This window comes from Streptomyces sp. NPDC048603 (genome assembly GCF_043199475.1).
Lineage (GTDB): Bacteria > Actinomycetota > Actinomycetes > Streptomycetales > Streptomycetaceae > Streptomyces.
Window position 1 is genome coordinate 57,404 of record NZ_JBICVY010000004.1, and the last position, 13,809, is coordinate 71,212.

Annotated in this window: 10 protein-coding genes; 3 read left to right on the forward strand and 7 right to left on the reverse strand. The window is 74.6% G+C overall.

The window, feature by feature from the left end; translation table 11 throughout:
- Positions 1-7: 7 nt before the first annotated feature.
- Complete coding sequence (locus tag ACGFQ9_RS10110) at positions 8-1,429, forward strand: hypothetical protein (protein WP_393573113.1); 1,422 nt, start codon at positions 8-10, stop codon at positions 1,427-1,429.
- A gap of 1,070 nt (positions 1,430-2,499) precedes the next feature.
- Here ACGFQ9_RS10110 and ACGFQ9_RS10115 read toward each other — a convergent pair.
- The 5 genes from ACGFQ9_RS10115 to hutU all read right to left on the reverse strand — a co-directional run bounded on the left by ACGFQ9_RS10115 (position 2,500) and on the right by hutU (position 9,062).
- Positions 2,500-3,186 carry an LPXTG cell wall anchor domain-containing protein gene (locus tag ACGFQ9_RS10115; RefSeq protein ID WP_393573115.1) on the reverse strand — a complete coding sequence of 229 codons (687 nt, stop codon included), beginning with the start codon at positions 3,184-3,186 and terminating at the stop codon, positions 2,500-2,502.
- A gap of 137 nt (positions 3,187-3,323) precedes the next feature.
- Positions 3,324-4,493, reverse strand: coding sequence for an imidazolonepropionase (gene hutI / locus ACGFQ9_RS10120; RefSeq protein ID WP_393573117.1), 1,170 nt, complete (start codon positions 4,491-4,493; stop codon positions 3,324-3,326).
- Positions 4,494-4,795: 302 nt separating this feature from the next.
- Entirely contained in the window at positions 4,796-6,139 is a 1,344-nt protein-coding gene (locus ACGFQ9_RS10125; RefSeq protein WP_393573119.1) for a formimidoylglutamate deiminase, read from the reverse strand.
- A complete protein-coding gene (locus ACGFQ9_RS10130; RefSeq protein WP_393573757.1) occupies positions 6,130-7,320 on the reverse strand; it encodes an allantoate amidohydrolase in 1,191 nt (396 codons plus the stop codon). The genes ACGFQ9_RS10125 and ACGFQ9_RS10130 overlap by 10 nt, the downstream gene beginning before the upstream one ends.
- A 77-nt stretch (positions 7,321-7,397) precedes the next feature.
- Complete coding sequence (gene hutU, locus ACGFQ9_RS10135; protein ID WP_393573121.1) at positions 7,398-9,062, reverse strand: urocanate hydratase; 1,665 nt, start codon at positions 9,060-9,062, stop codon at positions 7,398-7,400.
- Between the two features lie 105 nt (positions 9,063-9,167).
- Between hutU and ACGFQ9_RS10140 the strand changes: the two genes are divergently transcribed.
- Positions 9,168-10,631, forward strand: coding sequence for a diaminopimelate decarboxylase (locus tag ACGFQ9_RS10140; protein WP_393573122.1), 1,464 nt, complete (start codon positions 9,168-9,170; stop codon positions 10,629-10,631).
- Positions 10,632-10,699: 68 nt separating this feature from the next.
- Here ACGFQ9_RS10140 and ACGFQ9_RS10145 read toward each other — a convergent pair whose 3' ends face one another.
- On the reverse strand, positions 10,700-11,275 hold the full coding sequence (locus ACGFQ9_RS10145; protein ID WP_393573124.1) for a TetR family transcriptional regulator: 576 nt from the start codon (positions 11,273-11,275) through the stop codon (positions 10,700-10,702).
- Positions 11,276-11,380: 105 nt separating this feature from the next.
- Here ACGFQ9_RS10145 and ACGFQ9_RS10150 point away from each other — a divergent pair, with 105 nt between their 5' ends.
- Positions 11,381-12,535, forward strand: a complete 1,155-nt coding sequence (locus ACGFQ9_RS10150) for an FAD-dependent oxidoreductase (RefSeq protein WP_393573126.1) — start codon at positions 11,381-11,383, stop codon at positions 12,533-12,535.
- Between the two features lie 58 nt (positions 12,536-12,593).
- Here the strand turns inward: ACGFQ9_RS10150 and ACGFQ9_RS10155 are convergent, their stop codons facing one another.
- Positions 12,594-13,439, reverse strand: coding sequence for a MurR/RpiR family transcriptional regulator (locus ACGFQ9_RS10155; RefSeq protein WP_393573128.1), 846 nt, complete (start codon positions 13,437-13,439; stop codon positions 12,594-12,596).
- Positions 13,440-13,809 lie beyond the last annotated feature (370 nt).

Below are 13,809 nucleotides of genomic sequence, written 5' to 3' on the forward strand. Positions count from 1 at the left end.
GGGGGCAATGACCCGGGCATCGGAGGACCAGTACCAGCTCTCGATGCGCTGCCTGATCGCCGAGCGGGCCGGTCTGCAGCGCGCTGTCCGCAGGATCGCCGAGCGGCTCACTGTGCCGTGCGGGGAACGCGAGGGCAGGATCCGGGGCTACAAGGACCAGTCCGAACGCTTTCAGAAGCAGCGCCGCCTCCAAGTCCTCAACTGCCGTCTTACGGCCGTGGAGGAGAAGATCGCATCCGGCCGTCCCTCGATCGTGACCGGTGGCAAACGCCTGGCCAGGGTCCGCCACAACCTGGCCGACGCACAGCTCACCGAGACCGAGTGGCAGCAGCGGTGGAATGCCGGGCGGCTGTTCCTGACCGCCGACGGCGAGTCCGGCGCACCACACGGCAACTACACGATCACCGTGGCCCCGGACGACGGCACAGTGACGCTGGTTCTGCCGGAGCCACTGCGGCACCTGGCGAACGCCCCGCGTGGCCGCTACAGGCTGAGCTGCACCATCGGCTTCCACCACCGGCGCGAGGAGTGGCTGGACCGGGTGACCGCGAACCGGGCCGTCCGGTACGACATCGTGCACGATCCCGTGCGCGGGCGCTGGCACCTGGACGCCTCCTGGTCCGCCGACACCGCCGCGCTCCCCACCCCCGGGGAGATCCGAGCCTTGGGGGAACACACCATCGGCATCGACCTGAACGCCGACCACCTCGCCGCCTGGGTCCTGGACCCGCACGGCAACCCCACCGGCACACCCCACACCATCCCCCTCGACCTCACAGGCCCGGCATCCCGGCGGGACGGCCGCCTGCGGGCCGCGATCACCGATCTCATCGCCCTGACAAAACAGCACCAGTGCGTGGGAATCGTGGTGGAAAACCTGGACTTCGCGGACGCCCGCACCACCGGCCGCGAGACGATGGGCCGGGGCGGACGCGGCAAGCGATTCCGTCGCACCGTCGCCGGCATCCCCACCGCCCGGTTCCGCGAACGTCTGCGCGGCATGGCCTTCCACGCGGGCCTCGTCGTCATCGCCGTCGATCCGGCGTACACCAGCATCTGGGGCGAGCAGCACTGGAAGGGCCCGCTCCGGCAGACCCACACGAAGACCACCGTCACACGCCACCACTCGGCGGCCGTGGCGATCGGCAGGCGCGGCCTGGGACACAGGATCCGGCGTCGGCCAGGTGTGACCGGCACCCACCAGAGGATGAGTGCACGGAGAGCTACCGGCCAGACCGCATCCGTTCCCAGGCCACGCGGGACCACGAGCCCACCCAGGACAGCGAGCATGCCAAACAGAGGCGGCAAGACTCGACCGGACCAAGGTGACCAGCTCGTGCTGCTCCCCGATCCCGAAGACCGTTCGCGGGATCACCGGGCTACACGTCCGGAATCCAGCGATCTGGCCAACACTGGCCAACATCGCTAGGAACGGTTCCCGTACGGAGGGTGCGGGGGACGGCGGGCCGGACGGGCCGGGGTCCCGGTGCCGCGCACGGGCCAGGCGGCGGGCGGCGAGGGCCGCGGCCGCCAGGGCGATCAGACCGGCTCCGGTCCAGGCCGCGGCCGACCAGGGCACCAGGCGGGCCGAAGCGGTGCCCGTGGCGCGGGCGCCGCCGGGGGCGGTGACGGTGAGGGTGAGGTCCACCGCGTCGAGTGCCGGCGCACCGGGCCAGGGTTCGGTCAGGTCCACCCGCTGGCCTGGCAGCAGTTCCACCGGCAGCCGGCGGGCGGGACGCGTCTTCGGGCCGCCGAACAGGCCGTCCGTATGCAGCGCCGCCTCCGGGGACAGGGCCACGTTCCCCCGGTTGACCAGGGTGTAGCGGACCCGGGCGGCCGCGCCCCGGCCGGCCACCGACACGTCCTCGACCGTGAGGGCGGCCAGCGTGGGCCCGCTGACCCGCAGGTGGACGCGTACGCCGGCCTCGTGGCCCGCCGCCGCGGCGACCACCGCGACCGGGTGGTCACCGGGGACGGCGTCGGCCGGCAGGGTGACGGTGAAGGGGACCACGGCGCGGTGCCGGGGCGGGACCCTGACCGTGCCGTGGGTGCCGAAGCTGATCCAGGGGCCGGACCCGGTCGAGGCACCGGGCGGGCGCACCGCGAAGGCGCCGTCCGCCGTGTTGTACGCGTCGGCCCCGCGCAGGGTGATGACCTGTTCCCGGTCTGTGGGGTTGGCGAGGACCAGGCGGTCCTCCAGCACGCTGCCGGCGGGGCCCTGCAGGTAGAAGAACGGGCGGGCGGCGGCGGAGGGGGACGCGGTGGCCGGCTCGGCGGTCCAGCCGGGGCCCGCGGCACGGGCCGCGGAGGCGGCCGGAGCCGGGGCCGGGTGCGCCGGGTGGCTCGTCGCATGCGCCGGAGACGCTGTGGCCAGCAGGAACGCGGCGAGCGGGGCCGCCAGTGGGGTGGCGGCCCGGCGCGGGCTCCGGCGGATGCGCGGGCGGACGGGGTGGGGGGCCGGGCGCTGCTGGCGGTGGCGCGCGTGCATCGGGGGGACCCTCAGGACCGGGCCCGCTGCCCGCGCCGGGTCAGCCAGAGCACGCCGGCCGCGCCGGAGAGCAGGACGGTGCCGCCGAGGGTGCCCAGCGCCAGTGCGGAGTCGGCGGGGCCGGTCTGGGGCAGGCTGTCGGATTCGCCGCCCGAGGTGCCGGTGCCCTGGGGGGTGCCGCCCGCGGCGGTCACGTCCAGTTCCAGCGAGGGCTTCGGGCTGTTGCCCGGGGTGCAGGTGGTGGTGGTCCCCAGGGCCTTGATGGTGAGGACGCCCGCGGTGAAGGTGACCTTGCCCGACTTCTTCGGCTTGTAGGTGCCGGACAGGTCGCTGATCTTGATGGGGGTGTTGGCGGGCGCGGCCTCGGCGTTGGGCGGGCCGGAGACCGGGACGCTCGCCTCCTCCGCGCCCTTGACCACGATCAGCGCGCTGGGGTTCATCGCGCCCTTGCCGAGCTCGACCGGGCTGGAGGAGACGCCCTTCTGGAAGGACATCGTCAGCTTGTAGCCCTCGCCCTCCTTCACCGCCTTGATGTCGATGGGCGAGACGGCCGACTTGTCGCCGATGGGGGTCTTGCAGTCGTATTTGACGTCGACCACATCGGCGTGTGCCGCGGGGGCGGCGGCCAGCACGGCCGCCGCCGAACCGGCGAGCGCGGAAGCGATCAGGAGCGCGGTGGAGCGTATCCGGTCGGACACCTTGGTCTTCCCCTCGGGCCACAAGTTACTGACGGCACATCAGATCGGGGGCTCAAGGTACGCCCGGGACCCTACGGAGGGAAGACAAGGGACAGAACAAGCCGGGGACCCTGACGGGCCGTGCCCCGGCACGTCCGTCAGTGCACGCGCTCGCCCTTCTGCCAGACCGCCGAGACCAGCGGGACGCCCGGCCGGTAGGCCAGGTGGACGTGGCTCGGCGCGTCCAGCAGGGCCAGGTCCGCGCGCGATCCGGGGGTCAGCCGGCCGATGTCGGTACGGCGCAGCGCGCGGGCGCCGCCCGCGGTGGCGGACCACAGCGCCTCGTCGGGGGTCATGCCCATGTCCCGGACCGCGAGGGCGATGCAGAACGGCATGGAGCTCGTGTAGGAGGAGCCGGGGTTGCAGTCGGTGGACAGGGCGACGGTGGCGCCCGCGTCGAGCAGCCGCCGGGCGTCCGGCCACTGGGCGCGGGTGGAGAACTCGGCGCCGGGGAGCAGGGTGGCGACCGTCTCGGAGTTCGCCAGCGCGTCGACGTCCGCGTCCGTGAGGTGGGTGCAGTGGTCGGCGGAGGCCGCGCCCAGCTCCACGCCGAGCTGGACGCCCGGGCCGAAGCTGAGCTGGTTCGCGTGGATCCGCGGGATCAGGCCCTTGGCCCGGCCGGCGGTGAGGACGGCGCGGGCCTGGTCTCCGTCGAAGGCGCCCTTCTCGCAGAAGACGTCCACCCAGCGGGCGTACGGGGCGCAGGCCTCCAGCATCGGGCCGGTGACGAGGTCCACGTAGGCGGCGGGGTCCTCGGCGTAGTCCGGCGAGACGATGTGGGCGCCGAGGTAGGTGACCTCGTCGGTGTGCGCGGCGGCGATGCGCAGGGCGCGGGCCTCGTCCTCGACGGTGAGCCCGTAGCCGGACTTGGTCTCGAAGGTGGTGGTGCCCTGGCGGCGCGCCTCGTGGAGGTGGCGGAGCAGGTTGGCCTCGAGCTCGGCGTCGGTGGCGGCGCGGGTGGCGGCGACGGTGGTGCGGATGCCGCCGGCGGAGTAGCTGCGGCCCGACATGCGGGCGTTGAACTCCTGCGTGCGGTCGCCCGCGAAGACGAGGTGGCTGTGGCTGTCCACGAAGCCGGGGATGACGGCGCGGCCGTCCGCGTCGAACGCGGTGTCGGTGGCCGGGACCTTGGCCGTCGGGCCGGCCCAGGCGATCCTGTCGCCCTCGATGACGACGGCGGCGTCCTCGACGAGGCCGAGGGGGCCTTCGCCGAGGGCGGGGTCGTTGGTGACGAGGCTGCCGATGTTGGTGATGGCTGTGGTGGTCATGGGTTCCTCTCAGGGCTTCGCTTTTCCCCGCCCCGCCCCTTCCCGAAACCGGGGCTCCGCCCCGGACCCTGGAGACGGGGCCGCACCCGCGGCCTGGCCGCCTTGGGCTGCATCGGGCGCGCGGGCCGGCCTCCGGGGCTGCGCCCGTAGGGGCGCGGGGAACTGCGCGACCAGCCACGACGGACCCGCAGATCCGCCACGGTCGGCCGCTCCCCGGCACGGTCGGCCCGTCCCCGGCACGGCGGCCGGGTCCGGGGCTGTGCCCCGGTTTCGGGAAAGGGCGGGGTGGGGGAAAGGCCGCGTCAGGACCGGAGCGCGGCGATCGATTCGGCCAGGGCGGACGGGACGTCGGGGACGAGGGTGTGGGCACCGTCGCGGACGACGTGGCGGCCGGCCACGACGGTGTGGCGGATGTCCGCCGCGCCCGCCGCGAAGACCGCCGTCTCGGCACCCAGCCGTGGCACCGGGCCGGCCGTGCGGACCGAGTCCAGGGCGATGGTGGTGAAGTCGGCGAGCGCGCCCGCCTCCAGCCGTCCCGCGTCGGGCAGGCCCAGCGCGGCGTGGCCGTCCGCGGTGGCGGCGGTCAGCAGCGCGTTCGCCGTCCAGTGGCCGCGGGTCCGACTGCGGAGCCGTTCGTTCAGCTCCATCGCACGGGCCTCTTCCAGCAGGTCCACCACCGCGTGGCTGTCGCTGCCCAGCGACAGCGGACTGCCCGCCTGCTGCAGCCGTACGGCCGGGCCGATGCCGTCGGCGAGGTCGCGTTCGGTGGTGGGGCACATGCAGGTACCGGTGGCGGAGCCGCCCAGCAGGGCGATGTCGCCGTCGGTGAGGTGCGTGTTGTGGACGCCGGTGGTGAGCGGGCCGAGCACGCCGTGGTCGGCGAGCAGCTGGGTGGGCGTGCGGCCGTGCGCGGCCAGGCAGGCGTCGTTCTCCGCCGTCTGCTCGGAGAGGTGCACGTGCAGCGGGGCCCGCCGCTGTCGCGCCCACTCGGCGACGGTGGCCAGCTGATCGGCCGGCACGGCCCGTACGGAGTGCACGGCGGCACCGATCAGGGCGTGCTCGCGCGGTTTGAGGGCGGAGACCCGCTCGGCCCAGGCGTCGGCGGTGCCGTCGGAGAACCGCAGCTGGTGCTGGTTGGGGGCCTCGCCGAAGCCGCTCGACAGGTACGCCGTGTCCAGCAGGGTGATCCGGATGCCGGCCGCGGCGGCGGCCTCGATCAGTGCCTCGCCCATCGCGTTGGGGTCGGCGTAGGGGGTGCCGCCGGGCGCGTGGTGGACGTAGTGGAACTCGCCCACGTTGGTGATGCCGGCCAGCGCCATCTCCGCGTACACGGCCCGGGCGAGGGCGAAGTACGAGTCGGGGGTGAGGTTCTGGGCGACGGAGTACATGACCTCGCGCCAGGTCCAGAAGGTGCCCGAGCCCAGCTGTACGGTGCCTCGCAGGGCCCGGTGGAAGGCGTGGCTGTGCGCGTTGGCCAGGCCCGGGACGGTCAGGCCGCGGAGCACCTCGGCGCCGGGCGGGGGCGTGTCCGCCCCGGTGCGGACGGCGGCGATCCGGCCGTCGGCGGACACCTCCAGGGTGACGCCGGGCTCGACGAGGGTGCCGAGCCAGGCGTGCTCCAGCCAGTACGTGGTGGTCACCGGCACGCGAGTCCTTCCAGTACGTCGGCGAGGGCGAGGACACCGGCGACGCAGTCGTCCTCGGCGGCGTATTCCGCCGGGGAGTGGGAGACGCCGGTGGGGTTCCGTACGAACAGCATCGCGGTCGGGACGGCGGCGGAGAGGATCCCGGCGTCGTGTCCGGCGCCCGTGCCCAGGACGGGGGTCTTCCCGCCCAGGATCCGGCCCAGTTCGTCGCGCAGGGCGTGCTCGAACTCGACCACGGGGGTGAAGGACTCCCGGGTGACGGCGAGGTCGATGCCGTGCCGGTCGGCGTATTCGCCGGCGGCCTTGCGGATGCCGTCGATCACCTGGTCGAGAGCGACCTGGTCGGCGGCGCGGGCGTCGAGCCAGCCCCGGACCAGCGAGGGGATGGCGTTGACCCCGTTCGGCTCGACGGAGATCTTGCCGAAGGTGGCGACCGCGCCCGCCAGTTCGGCCTCGCGCCGGGCGGCGAGCACCGTCTCGGCGTAGGCCAGCATCGGGTCGCGGCGGTCCACCAGGCGGGTGGTGCCGGCGTGGTTGGCCTCACCGTGGAAGTCGTAGCGCCAGCGGCCGTGCGGCCAGATCGCGGAGGCGATGCCGACCCGGTCCCCGGACAGGTCCAGGGCCCGGCCCTGCTCGACGTGGAGTTCGACGAACGCGCCGATGCGGGCGAGGCGTTCGGGGTCCGGCCCGATGGTCTCCGGGTCGTGGCCGGCGGCCTCCATGGCCTGCGGCAGGGTGATGCCGTCCGCGTCGCGCAGCTCGTACGCCTTCTCCCTGGTCAGCTGCCCGGCGCTGAGCCGGGAGCCGACGCAGGCCAGCCCGAAGCGGGCGCCCTCCTCGTCGCCGAAGTTGGTGATGGCGAGCGGCCGGGTGAACTCCACGCCCCGGGCGCGCAGTTCGTCGAGGGCGGCGAAGGAGGAGACCACGCCGAGGGGGCCGTCGAAGGCGCCGCCGTCCGGGACGGAGTCGAGGTGGCTTCCGGTGACCACGGCGTCGCCGGCAGCGGGGTCACCGAGCCAGGCCCACTGGTTGCCGTTGCGGTCGAGCTCGTAGGTGAGCCCGCGGCTCTCGGCCTGCGCCCGGAACCAGGCCCGGCAGTCCCGGTCGGCCTCGGTCCAGGCGTAGCGGCGGTATCCGCGGGTGCCGCGGTCGCGACCGATGGGGGCGAGCTCGTTCCACATGCCGTGGAAGCCGGTCCCGCCGCTCCCCGCCCCGCCGCCGCGGGGAGCGGCGGCGGGGCGGGTGAAGGAACCCTCGGTCACGCGGAGTCACCCTCGCGCATCGGGACGCGGACGCCCTTGGCGTCGGCGACCGACTCGGCGATGTCGTAGCCGGCGTCGACGTGGCGGATGACGCCCATGCCCGGGTCGTTGGTCAGGACGCGGCGGATCTTCTCGCCGGCCAGCGGGGTGCCGTCGGCGACGGTGACCTGGCCCGCGTGGATGGAGCGGCCCATGCCCACGCCGCCGCCGTGGTGGAGGGAGACCCAGGAGGCGCCGGAGGCCACGTTGACCATGGCGTTGAGCAGCGGCCAGTCGGCGATCGCGTCGGAGCCGTCGAGCATGGCCTCGGTCTCGCGGTACGGCGAGGCGACGGAGCCACAGTCGAGGTGGTCGCGGCCGATGGCCAGCGGGGCGGCCAGCTCGCCGGAGGCGACCATGTCGTTGAAGCGCTCGCCGGCCTTGTCGCGCTCGCCGTAGCCGAGCCAGCAGATGCGGGCGGGCAGGCCCTGGAAGTGGACGCGCTCGCCGGCCATCTTGATCCAGCGGTGCAGGGACTCGTTCTCCGGGAAGAGCTCCAGGATCGCCTTGTCGGTCTTGGCGATGTCGGAGGCCTCGCCGGACAGGGCGGCCCAGCGGAACGGGCCCTTGCCCTCGCAGAACAGCGGGCGGATGTAGGCGGGGACGAAGCCGGGGAAGGCGAACGCGCGGTCGTAGCCGGCCAGCTGGGCCTCGCCGCGGATCGAGTTGCCGTAGTCGAAGACCTCGGAGCCGGCGTCCATGAAGCCGACCATGGCCTCGACGTGCTTGGCCATCGACTCGCGGGCGCGGGTCGTGAAGCCGGCCGGGTCCTTGGCGGCGGCGTCGGCCATGTCCTCGAACGCGACGCCGATCGGCAGGTACGCCAGCGGGTCGTGGGCGGAGGTCTGGTCCGTCACGATGTCGATCGGGGCGCCCTCGGCGAGCATCTGCGGGAGCAGCTCGGCGGCGTTGCCCAGGAGGCCGATGGACAGCGGGCGGCGGGCGTCGCGGGCCTCGGTGGCCAGCTGGAGCGCGTGCGCGAGGTTGTCGGCCTTCACGTCCAGGTAGCGGTGCTCGATGCGGCGCTCGATGGCGCGCGGGTCGACGTCGATGCAGATCGCGACGCCGTCGTTCATGGTGACGGCGAGCGGCTGGGCGCCACCCATGCCGCCGAGGCCGGCGGTGAGGGTGATGGTGCCCGCCAGGGTGCCGCCGAACTTCTTCGCGGCGACCGCGGCGAAGGTCTCGTAGGTGCCCTGGAGGATGCCCTGGGTGCCGATGTAGATCCAGGATCCGGCGGTCATCTGGCCGTACATGGTGAGGCCGAGGTGCTCCAGGCGGCGGAACTCCTCCCAGTTGGCCCAGTCGCCGACCAGGTTGGAGTTGGCGAGCAGGACGCGCGGGGCCCACTCGTGGGTCTGCATCACGCCGACCGGGCGGCCGGACTGGACCAGCATGGTCTCGTCCTGCTTGAGGGTCTGCAGGGTACGGACCATCGCGTCGAAGGAGCGCCAGTCGCGGGCCGCCTTGCCGGTGCCGCCGTAGACCACGAGCTTGTCGGGGTGCTCGGCGACCTCGGGGTCGAGGTTGTTCTGGAGCATCCGGAGGGCGGCCTCCTGCTGCCATCCCAGGGTGCTGAGCTCAGTGCCTCGCGCAGCGCGAACGGGGCGGGGTCCTGACATGGCGGTGCCTCCTCCGAATGTTGGTTAATCCATTCACATCCTCGCGGCCTGAATAGGTTCAGTCAACAGCTGCGGCCGGACGCGCCGGGTGGTTGGCTGGCGGACATGGCCCTCGACTCCGGTACGGACGCCGCCCACTCCGGCACCGCCGCGGCCGCCGCCGGCCCCGCCGGCGCCCCGGCCGGGGCCCCCGCCCCCTCCCCCGGCACCCGCCGTGACCTGGCCGTACGGGCCGCCGTGGCACAGGGGCTGATCGGCGGACCGGACGGCGCGCGGGACGGCGTGGGGCAGGGCGGAGGGGACGGCGCGGACCCGCTGGTCTGTCTGCTGGACACGGCCGGGATCCGCTCCTCGGCCGCCGCCCTGCGGGCCGCCTTCGCGGCCGCCCTGCCGCCCGGCACCCCCGTCCTGCACGCCTTCGCCGCCAAGGCGGCCCCGCTGGTGCCGGTGCTGCGGCTGCTCGCGGACTGCGGGATCGGCTGCGAGGTGGCCAGCCCGGGCGAGCTGGCGCTGGCGCGGGCGGCCGGGCTGGCCCCGGAACGGACCGTGCTGGACTCCCCCGCCAAGACCCCGGCGGAGCTGCGCGGGGCGCTGGCGCTGGGCATCGCGGTGAACGCCGACAACCGGCAGGAACTGGAGCGGCTGGACGGGCTGGTCGCGGCCGCGCCGACCGCGTCCCCGCTGGGGGTCCGGGTGAACCCGCAGCTCGGCGCCGGTTCCATCGCGGCCACCTCCACCGCGACGGCCACCTCGAAGTTCGGTGTGGCGCTACGGGACCCGGGGGCGCGCGAGTGGCTCGTCCGGGCGTACCTGGAGCGCCCGTGGCTCACCCGGCTGCACACCCACTCCGGCTCGCAGGGCGTGGCGCTGCCGCTGATCGCGGAGGGGGTGCGGGAGCTGTACGGGCTGGCAGAGGAGATCAACGCGGCGGCCGGCCGGCGGCAGGTCGACACCCTGGACATCGGCGGCGGCCTGCCGGTGAACTTCGCCTCCGACGAGGAGGCGCCGGCGTACGCGGAGTACGTCGCGGCGCTCCGGGACGCCGCGCCGGGCCTGTTCTCGGGACGCTACGGGCTGGTGACCGAGTTCGGCCGGTCCCTCCTCGCCAAGCACGGACTGGTGCTGGCCCGGGTGGAGTACACCAAGAGCACGGGCGGGCGGGCGATCGCGCTGACCCACGCGGGGGTGCAGGTGCTGACCCGCACCGTGTACGCCCCGGCGTCGTGGCCGGTGCGGGTGCTGGCCTACGACGCGAAGGGCGCGCCGAAGGCGGGGCCGCCGGTGGCGCAGGACATCGCGGGGCCGGCCTGCTTCTCCGGCGACCTGGTCGCGGAGGACCGCGCACTGCCGGAGCTGGCGCCCGGCGACCTGATCGCCGTCCCGGACACCGGCGCGTACTTCTTCACGGCCCACTACGGCTACAACAGCCTGCCGCGGCCCGCCGTGTACGGGTTCGCGGTGGAGGCGGGCGGCGGCGTCCGCTTCGCCCTCGCGCGCCCCGCCCAGACCCTGGACGGGATCGTGGCCGAGGCGGGCGGCGGCCACGCGGACGCGCTGCTCGCCCCCTGAGCGCGGCCGGCGGCACGTGGACCGGCCGGCGGCGAGCCGGCGGGCACCCACCGGTCCGGGGACCCCGGTCAGTCCGCCGCGGGCGCCGGGCCGGCCGTGAGAGTGGCCGCGAGGGCCGGGGCGAGGCCCGCGACCAGGTCCTCAGGGGCCAGGGCGGTCACGGCGGGCAGCCGCAGCAGGTAGCGGGTCACGGCCAGGCCCAGCAGCTGGGCCGCGACCAGGCCCGCGGTGCGGGCGGCGCGGGCGGGCCCGACGGCCGCCGCCAGGGCGGGGGCCACCTGGGCGGCGAACACCTCCCGCATCCGCTCCGCGGCCCGCTCGTTGGTCACCGCCGAGCGCAGCAGGACCAGCAGGGCGTCGTCGGCCGGGTCGCCCTCCCAGCGCCGTACGAAATGGGCGACCAGGGCTCCGGGCAGGTCCGCCGCCGGGACGGCGGTCAGGTCCGGCAGGCTGAGGTCCACGGCCAGCGCGGCGTCGAAGAGCCCCTCCTTGCTGCCGAAGTACCGCATGACCATCGAGGGGTCGATGTCCGCGTCCGCCGCGACGGCGCGGATGGTGGTCCGCTCGTATCCATGGGCGGCGAACCGGTCCCGGGCGGCCCGCAGGATCGCCGCCTTGGTCGTGTCCGAGGTGCGCGCTGTCATGCCAACGAATGTAGGCCAACACCTGTTGACTTTCCAGCCCGAAGGGCCCACCCTTTAGTCAACAGCCGTTGGCCAACAATCGTTGGCAATCCGGAGGAGGCCGCCATGACCAGCACCGCCGCACTCCCGCTGCCCGACCGCACCGAGATCGCCATCGTGGGCGCCGGCCCGACCGGCCTCGCCCTCGCCGTGACCCTGGCCGGCGCCGGTGTGGACTTCGTACTCCTGGACCGGCAGGCCGAGGGGGCCAACACCTCCCGCGCGGCCGTGGTGCACGCCCGCACCCTGGAGGTCCTCGACGAGCTCGACCCGACCGGCGTGCTGTCCGCCGAGCTCATCGGCCGGGGCAACCCGGTCAGCCGGTTCCGGATCCGCGACGGCGCCCGCCCGCTCGCCGCGATCGACTTCGACGGCCTGGCCACCGCCCACCCGTACGCGCTGATGGTCCCCCAGTACGAGACCGAGGCCGTGCTCCTGGACCGGCTGCGCGCCCTCGGCGGGGAGGTGCACCGCCCGTACGAGGTCACCGCGGTCACCCAGGACGCCGACGGGGTCACCCTCACCACCGCGACCGGCGAGACTCTGCGCGCCGCGTACGCCGTCGGCGCGGACGGCATGCACAGCTCGGTCCGCGAGGCCGCCGGGATCCCCTTCTCCGGCAGCGCGTACGCGGAGTCCTTCGTCCTCGCCGACGTCGCCATGGACTGGGCGCCGGGCGCCGGGGAGGTCTCGCTGACCTTCGCCGCCGCAGGCCTCACCGTGATCGCCCCGCTGCCCGGAGGCCGCTACCGGATCGTCGCCACCGTCGACGAGGCACCCGCCGAACCGGACCTCGCCTTCGTCCGGAAGCTGCTGGACGAGCGGGCTCCGAGCCAGGCCACGGTCACCTCGCTGGTCTGGTCGTCCCGGTTCCGCATCCACCACCGGGTCGCCGACCGCTACCGCGCCGGGCGGCTGTTCCTCGCCGGGGACGCCGCGCACGTTCACAGCCCGGCCGGCGGCCAGGGCATGAACACCGGAATCCAGGACGGCCACGCCCTCGGCCTCGCCCTGGCCTCCGGCGACCTCGACGGATACGAGGCGCGCCGGCGCCCGGTGGCCCTGCGGGTGGTGGCCCTCACCGACCGGATGACCCGGGTCGCCACGACCCGGAACGGGCTCCTGCGCCCGGTGCGCAACGCCGTAGTGCCCCTGCTGGCCCGCATCCCCGCCCTGCGCACCCGGCTGGCGACGGAACTGGCCGAGCTGAACTACCGCTGACCCGCCGGACGGGGAGGCGGAATGGACCTGCGGAACGAACCACTCGACGCGGAATGAACTACTCGACGAAGAGGCCGCGGGCGGCGGCCTTCGCGTCGAAGGACTCCAGGCGGGCCTGGGCGCCGGGCAGGGCGTCCGCCATGGCCTCCAGCAGGACCCGGCCGAGCAGCATCGGCGCGCAGGCGGTGTCGAAGGCGAGGCCGGTGCCGACGGGGGCGGGGATCAGCAGGTCGGAGTGGCGGGCCACCGGGGCGAAGGCGGAGTCGGCGACGGTCACCACGGTGAGCCCGGCGGTGGACCGGGCGTACTCCAGGGCGTCGAGGACCTCGCGCGGGTGCCGGGGCAGCGCGAAGCAGAGCAGGGCGGTGGCACCGGCACCGGCGGCCGCGTCGATCCGGTCGGGGAGCATGGAGCCGCCCTCGTCGAGCAGCCGTACGTCGGGGTGCACCTTGCCCGCGAAGTACGCGAACCCGCGCGCCTGCGAGGAGGCGGCTCGCAGTCCGAGCACGGGCAGCGGGACGGAACCCGCCAGCAGCCGGCCGGCCTCCTCGGCGGGGCCGGGGTCGGCGAGCATCTCGGCGAGGTGGCGGAGGTTCTCGATCTCGGCGTGCACGGCCTGCTGGTAGGAGTTCTGCTCGGTCTGGCCGGGGGCCCGGGGCGGCTCCGCCGGGGCGACCTCGCGCAGGTACTTCCGCAGGGCCGGGTAGCCGTCGAAGCCGAGCGCGACGGCGAACCGGGTGACCGAGGGCTGGCTGACTCCGGCGAGCTCGGCGAGCTCCACGCTGGACAGGAAGGGCACTTCGGCGGCGCCGCGCACCATGCAGTGCGCGATGCGCCGCTGGGTCGGCGTCAGCCGGTGCCCCTCGAACAGCTTCTGCAGCCGGGCGGCCGGGCTGTCGGTCATGCGGGGGTGTCCTCCGTCCGGGTGCAACTGTATTCAGTCATGCAGCACTCTGCATGCACCTATGCAGGACGGCAAGCGGTGGACCGAGGGGTGGACGCCCCGCGCAGCCCCGGCGGGTCGGATCCGCCCCGCGCTCCGGGACGGGGCCGGCCCCGCCGCGCGTCCTCGTGTCTCCCCGCACCCATCGGGCGGGTACGCCCTGCCACGAAGCCCGCACGGGCGGCTGAGCCGAAGGGGCCGCGTCGGCGAAGGCGGGCGAGCGCCCGGAGGAAACCGCGACGAAGGAGCGGCTTCCGAGGACGCACGCCCGCCTGGAGCCGACATAGGCGGCCCCGGAGGCGAAGCCGCCCAAAAAAGAGGGCGCGGGGAC

Bases quoted from the DNA above. Each gene is read 5' to 3' on its own strand.
- ACGFQ9_RS10110 (WP_393573113.1), top strand. From the start codon at position 8: ATGACCCGGGCATCGGAGGACCAGTACCAGCTCTCGATGCGCTGCCTG.
- hutI (WP_393573117.1), bottom strand. From the start codon at position 4,493: ATGACCACCACAGCCATCACCAACATCGGCAGCCTCGTCACCAACGAC.
- ACGFQ9_RS10130 (WP_393573757.1), bottom strand. From the start codon at position 7,320: ATGTGGAACGAGCTCGCCCCCATCGGTCGCGACCGCGGCACCCGCGGA.
- hutU (WP_393573121.1), bottom strand. From the start codon at position 9,062: ATGTCAGGACCCCGCCCCGTTCGCGCTGCGCGAGGCACTGAGCTCAGC.
- ACGFQ9_RS10140 (WP_393573122.1), top strand. From the start codon at position 9,168: ATGGCCCTCGACTCCGGTACGGACGCCGCCCACTCCGGCACCGCCGCG.
- ACGFQ9_RS10145 (WP_393573124.1), bottom strand. From the start codon at position 11,275: ATGACAGCGCGCACCTCGGACACGACCAAGGCGGCGATCCTGCGGGCC.
- ACGFQ9_RS10150 (WP_393573126.1), top strand. From the start codon at position 11,381: ATGACCAGCACCGCCGCACTCCCGCTGCCCGACCGCACCGAGATCGCC.
- ACGFQ9_RS10155 (WP_393573128.1), bottom strand. From the start codon at position 13,439: ATGACCGACAGCCCGGCCGCCCGGCTGCAGAAGCTGTTCGAGGGGCAC.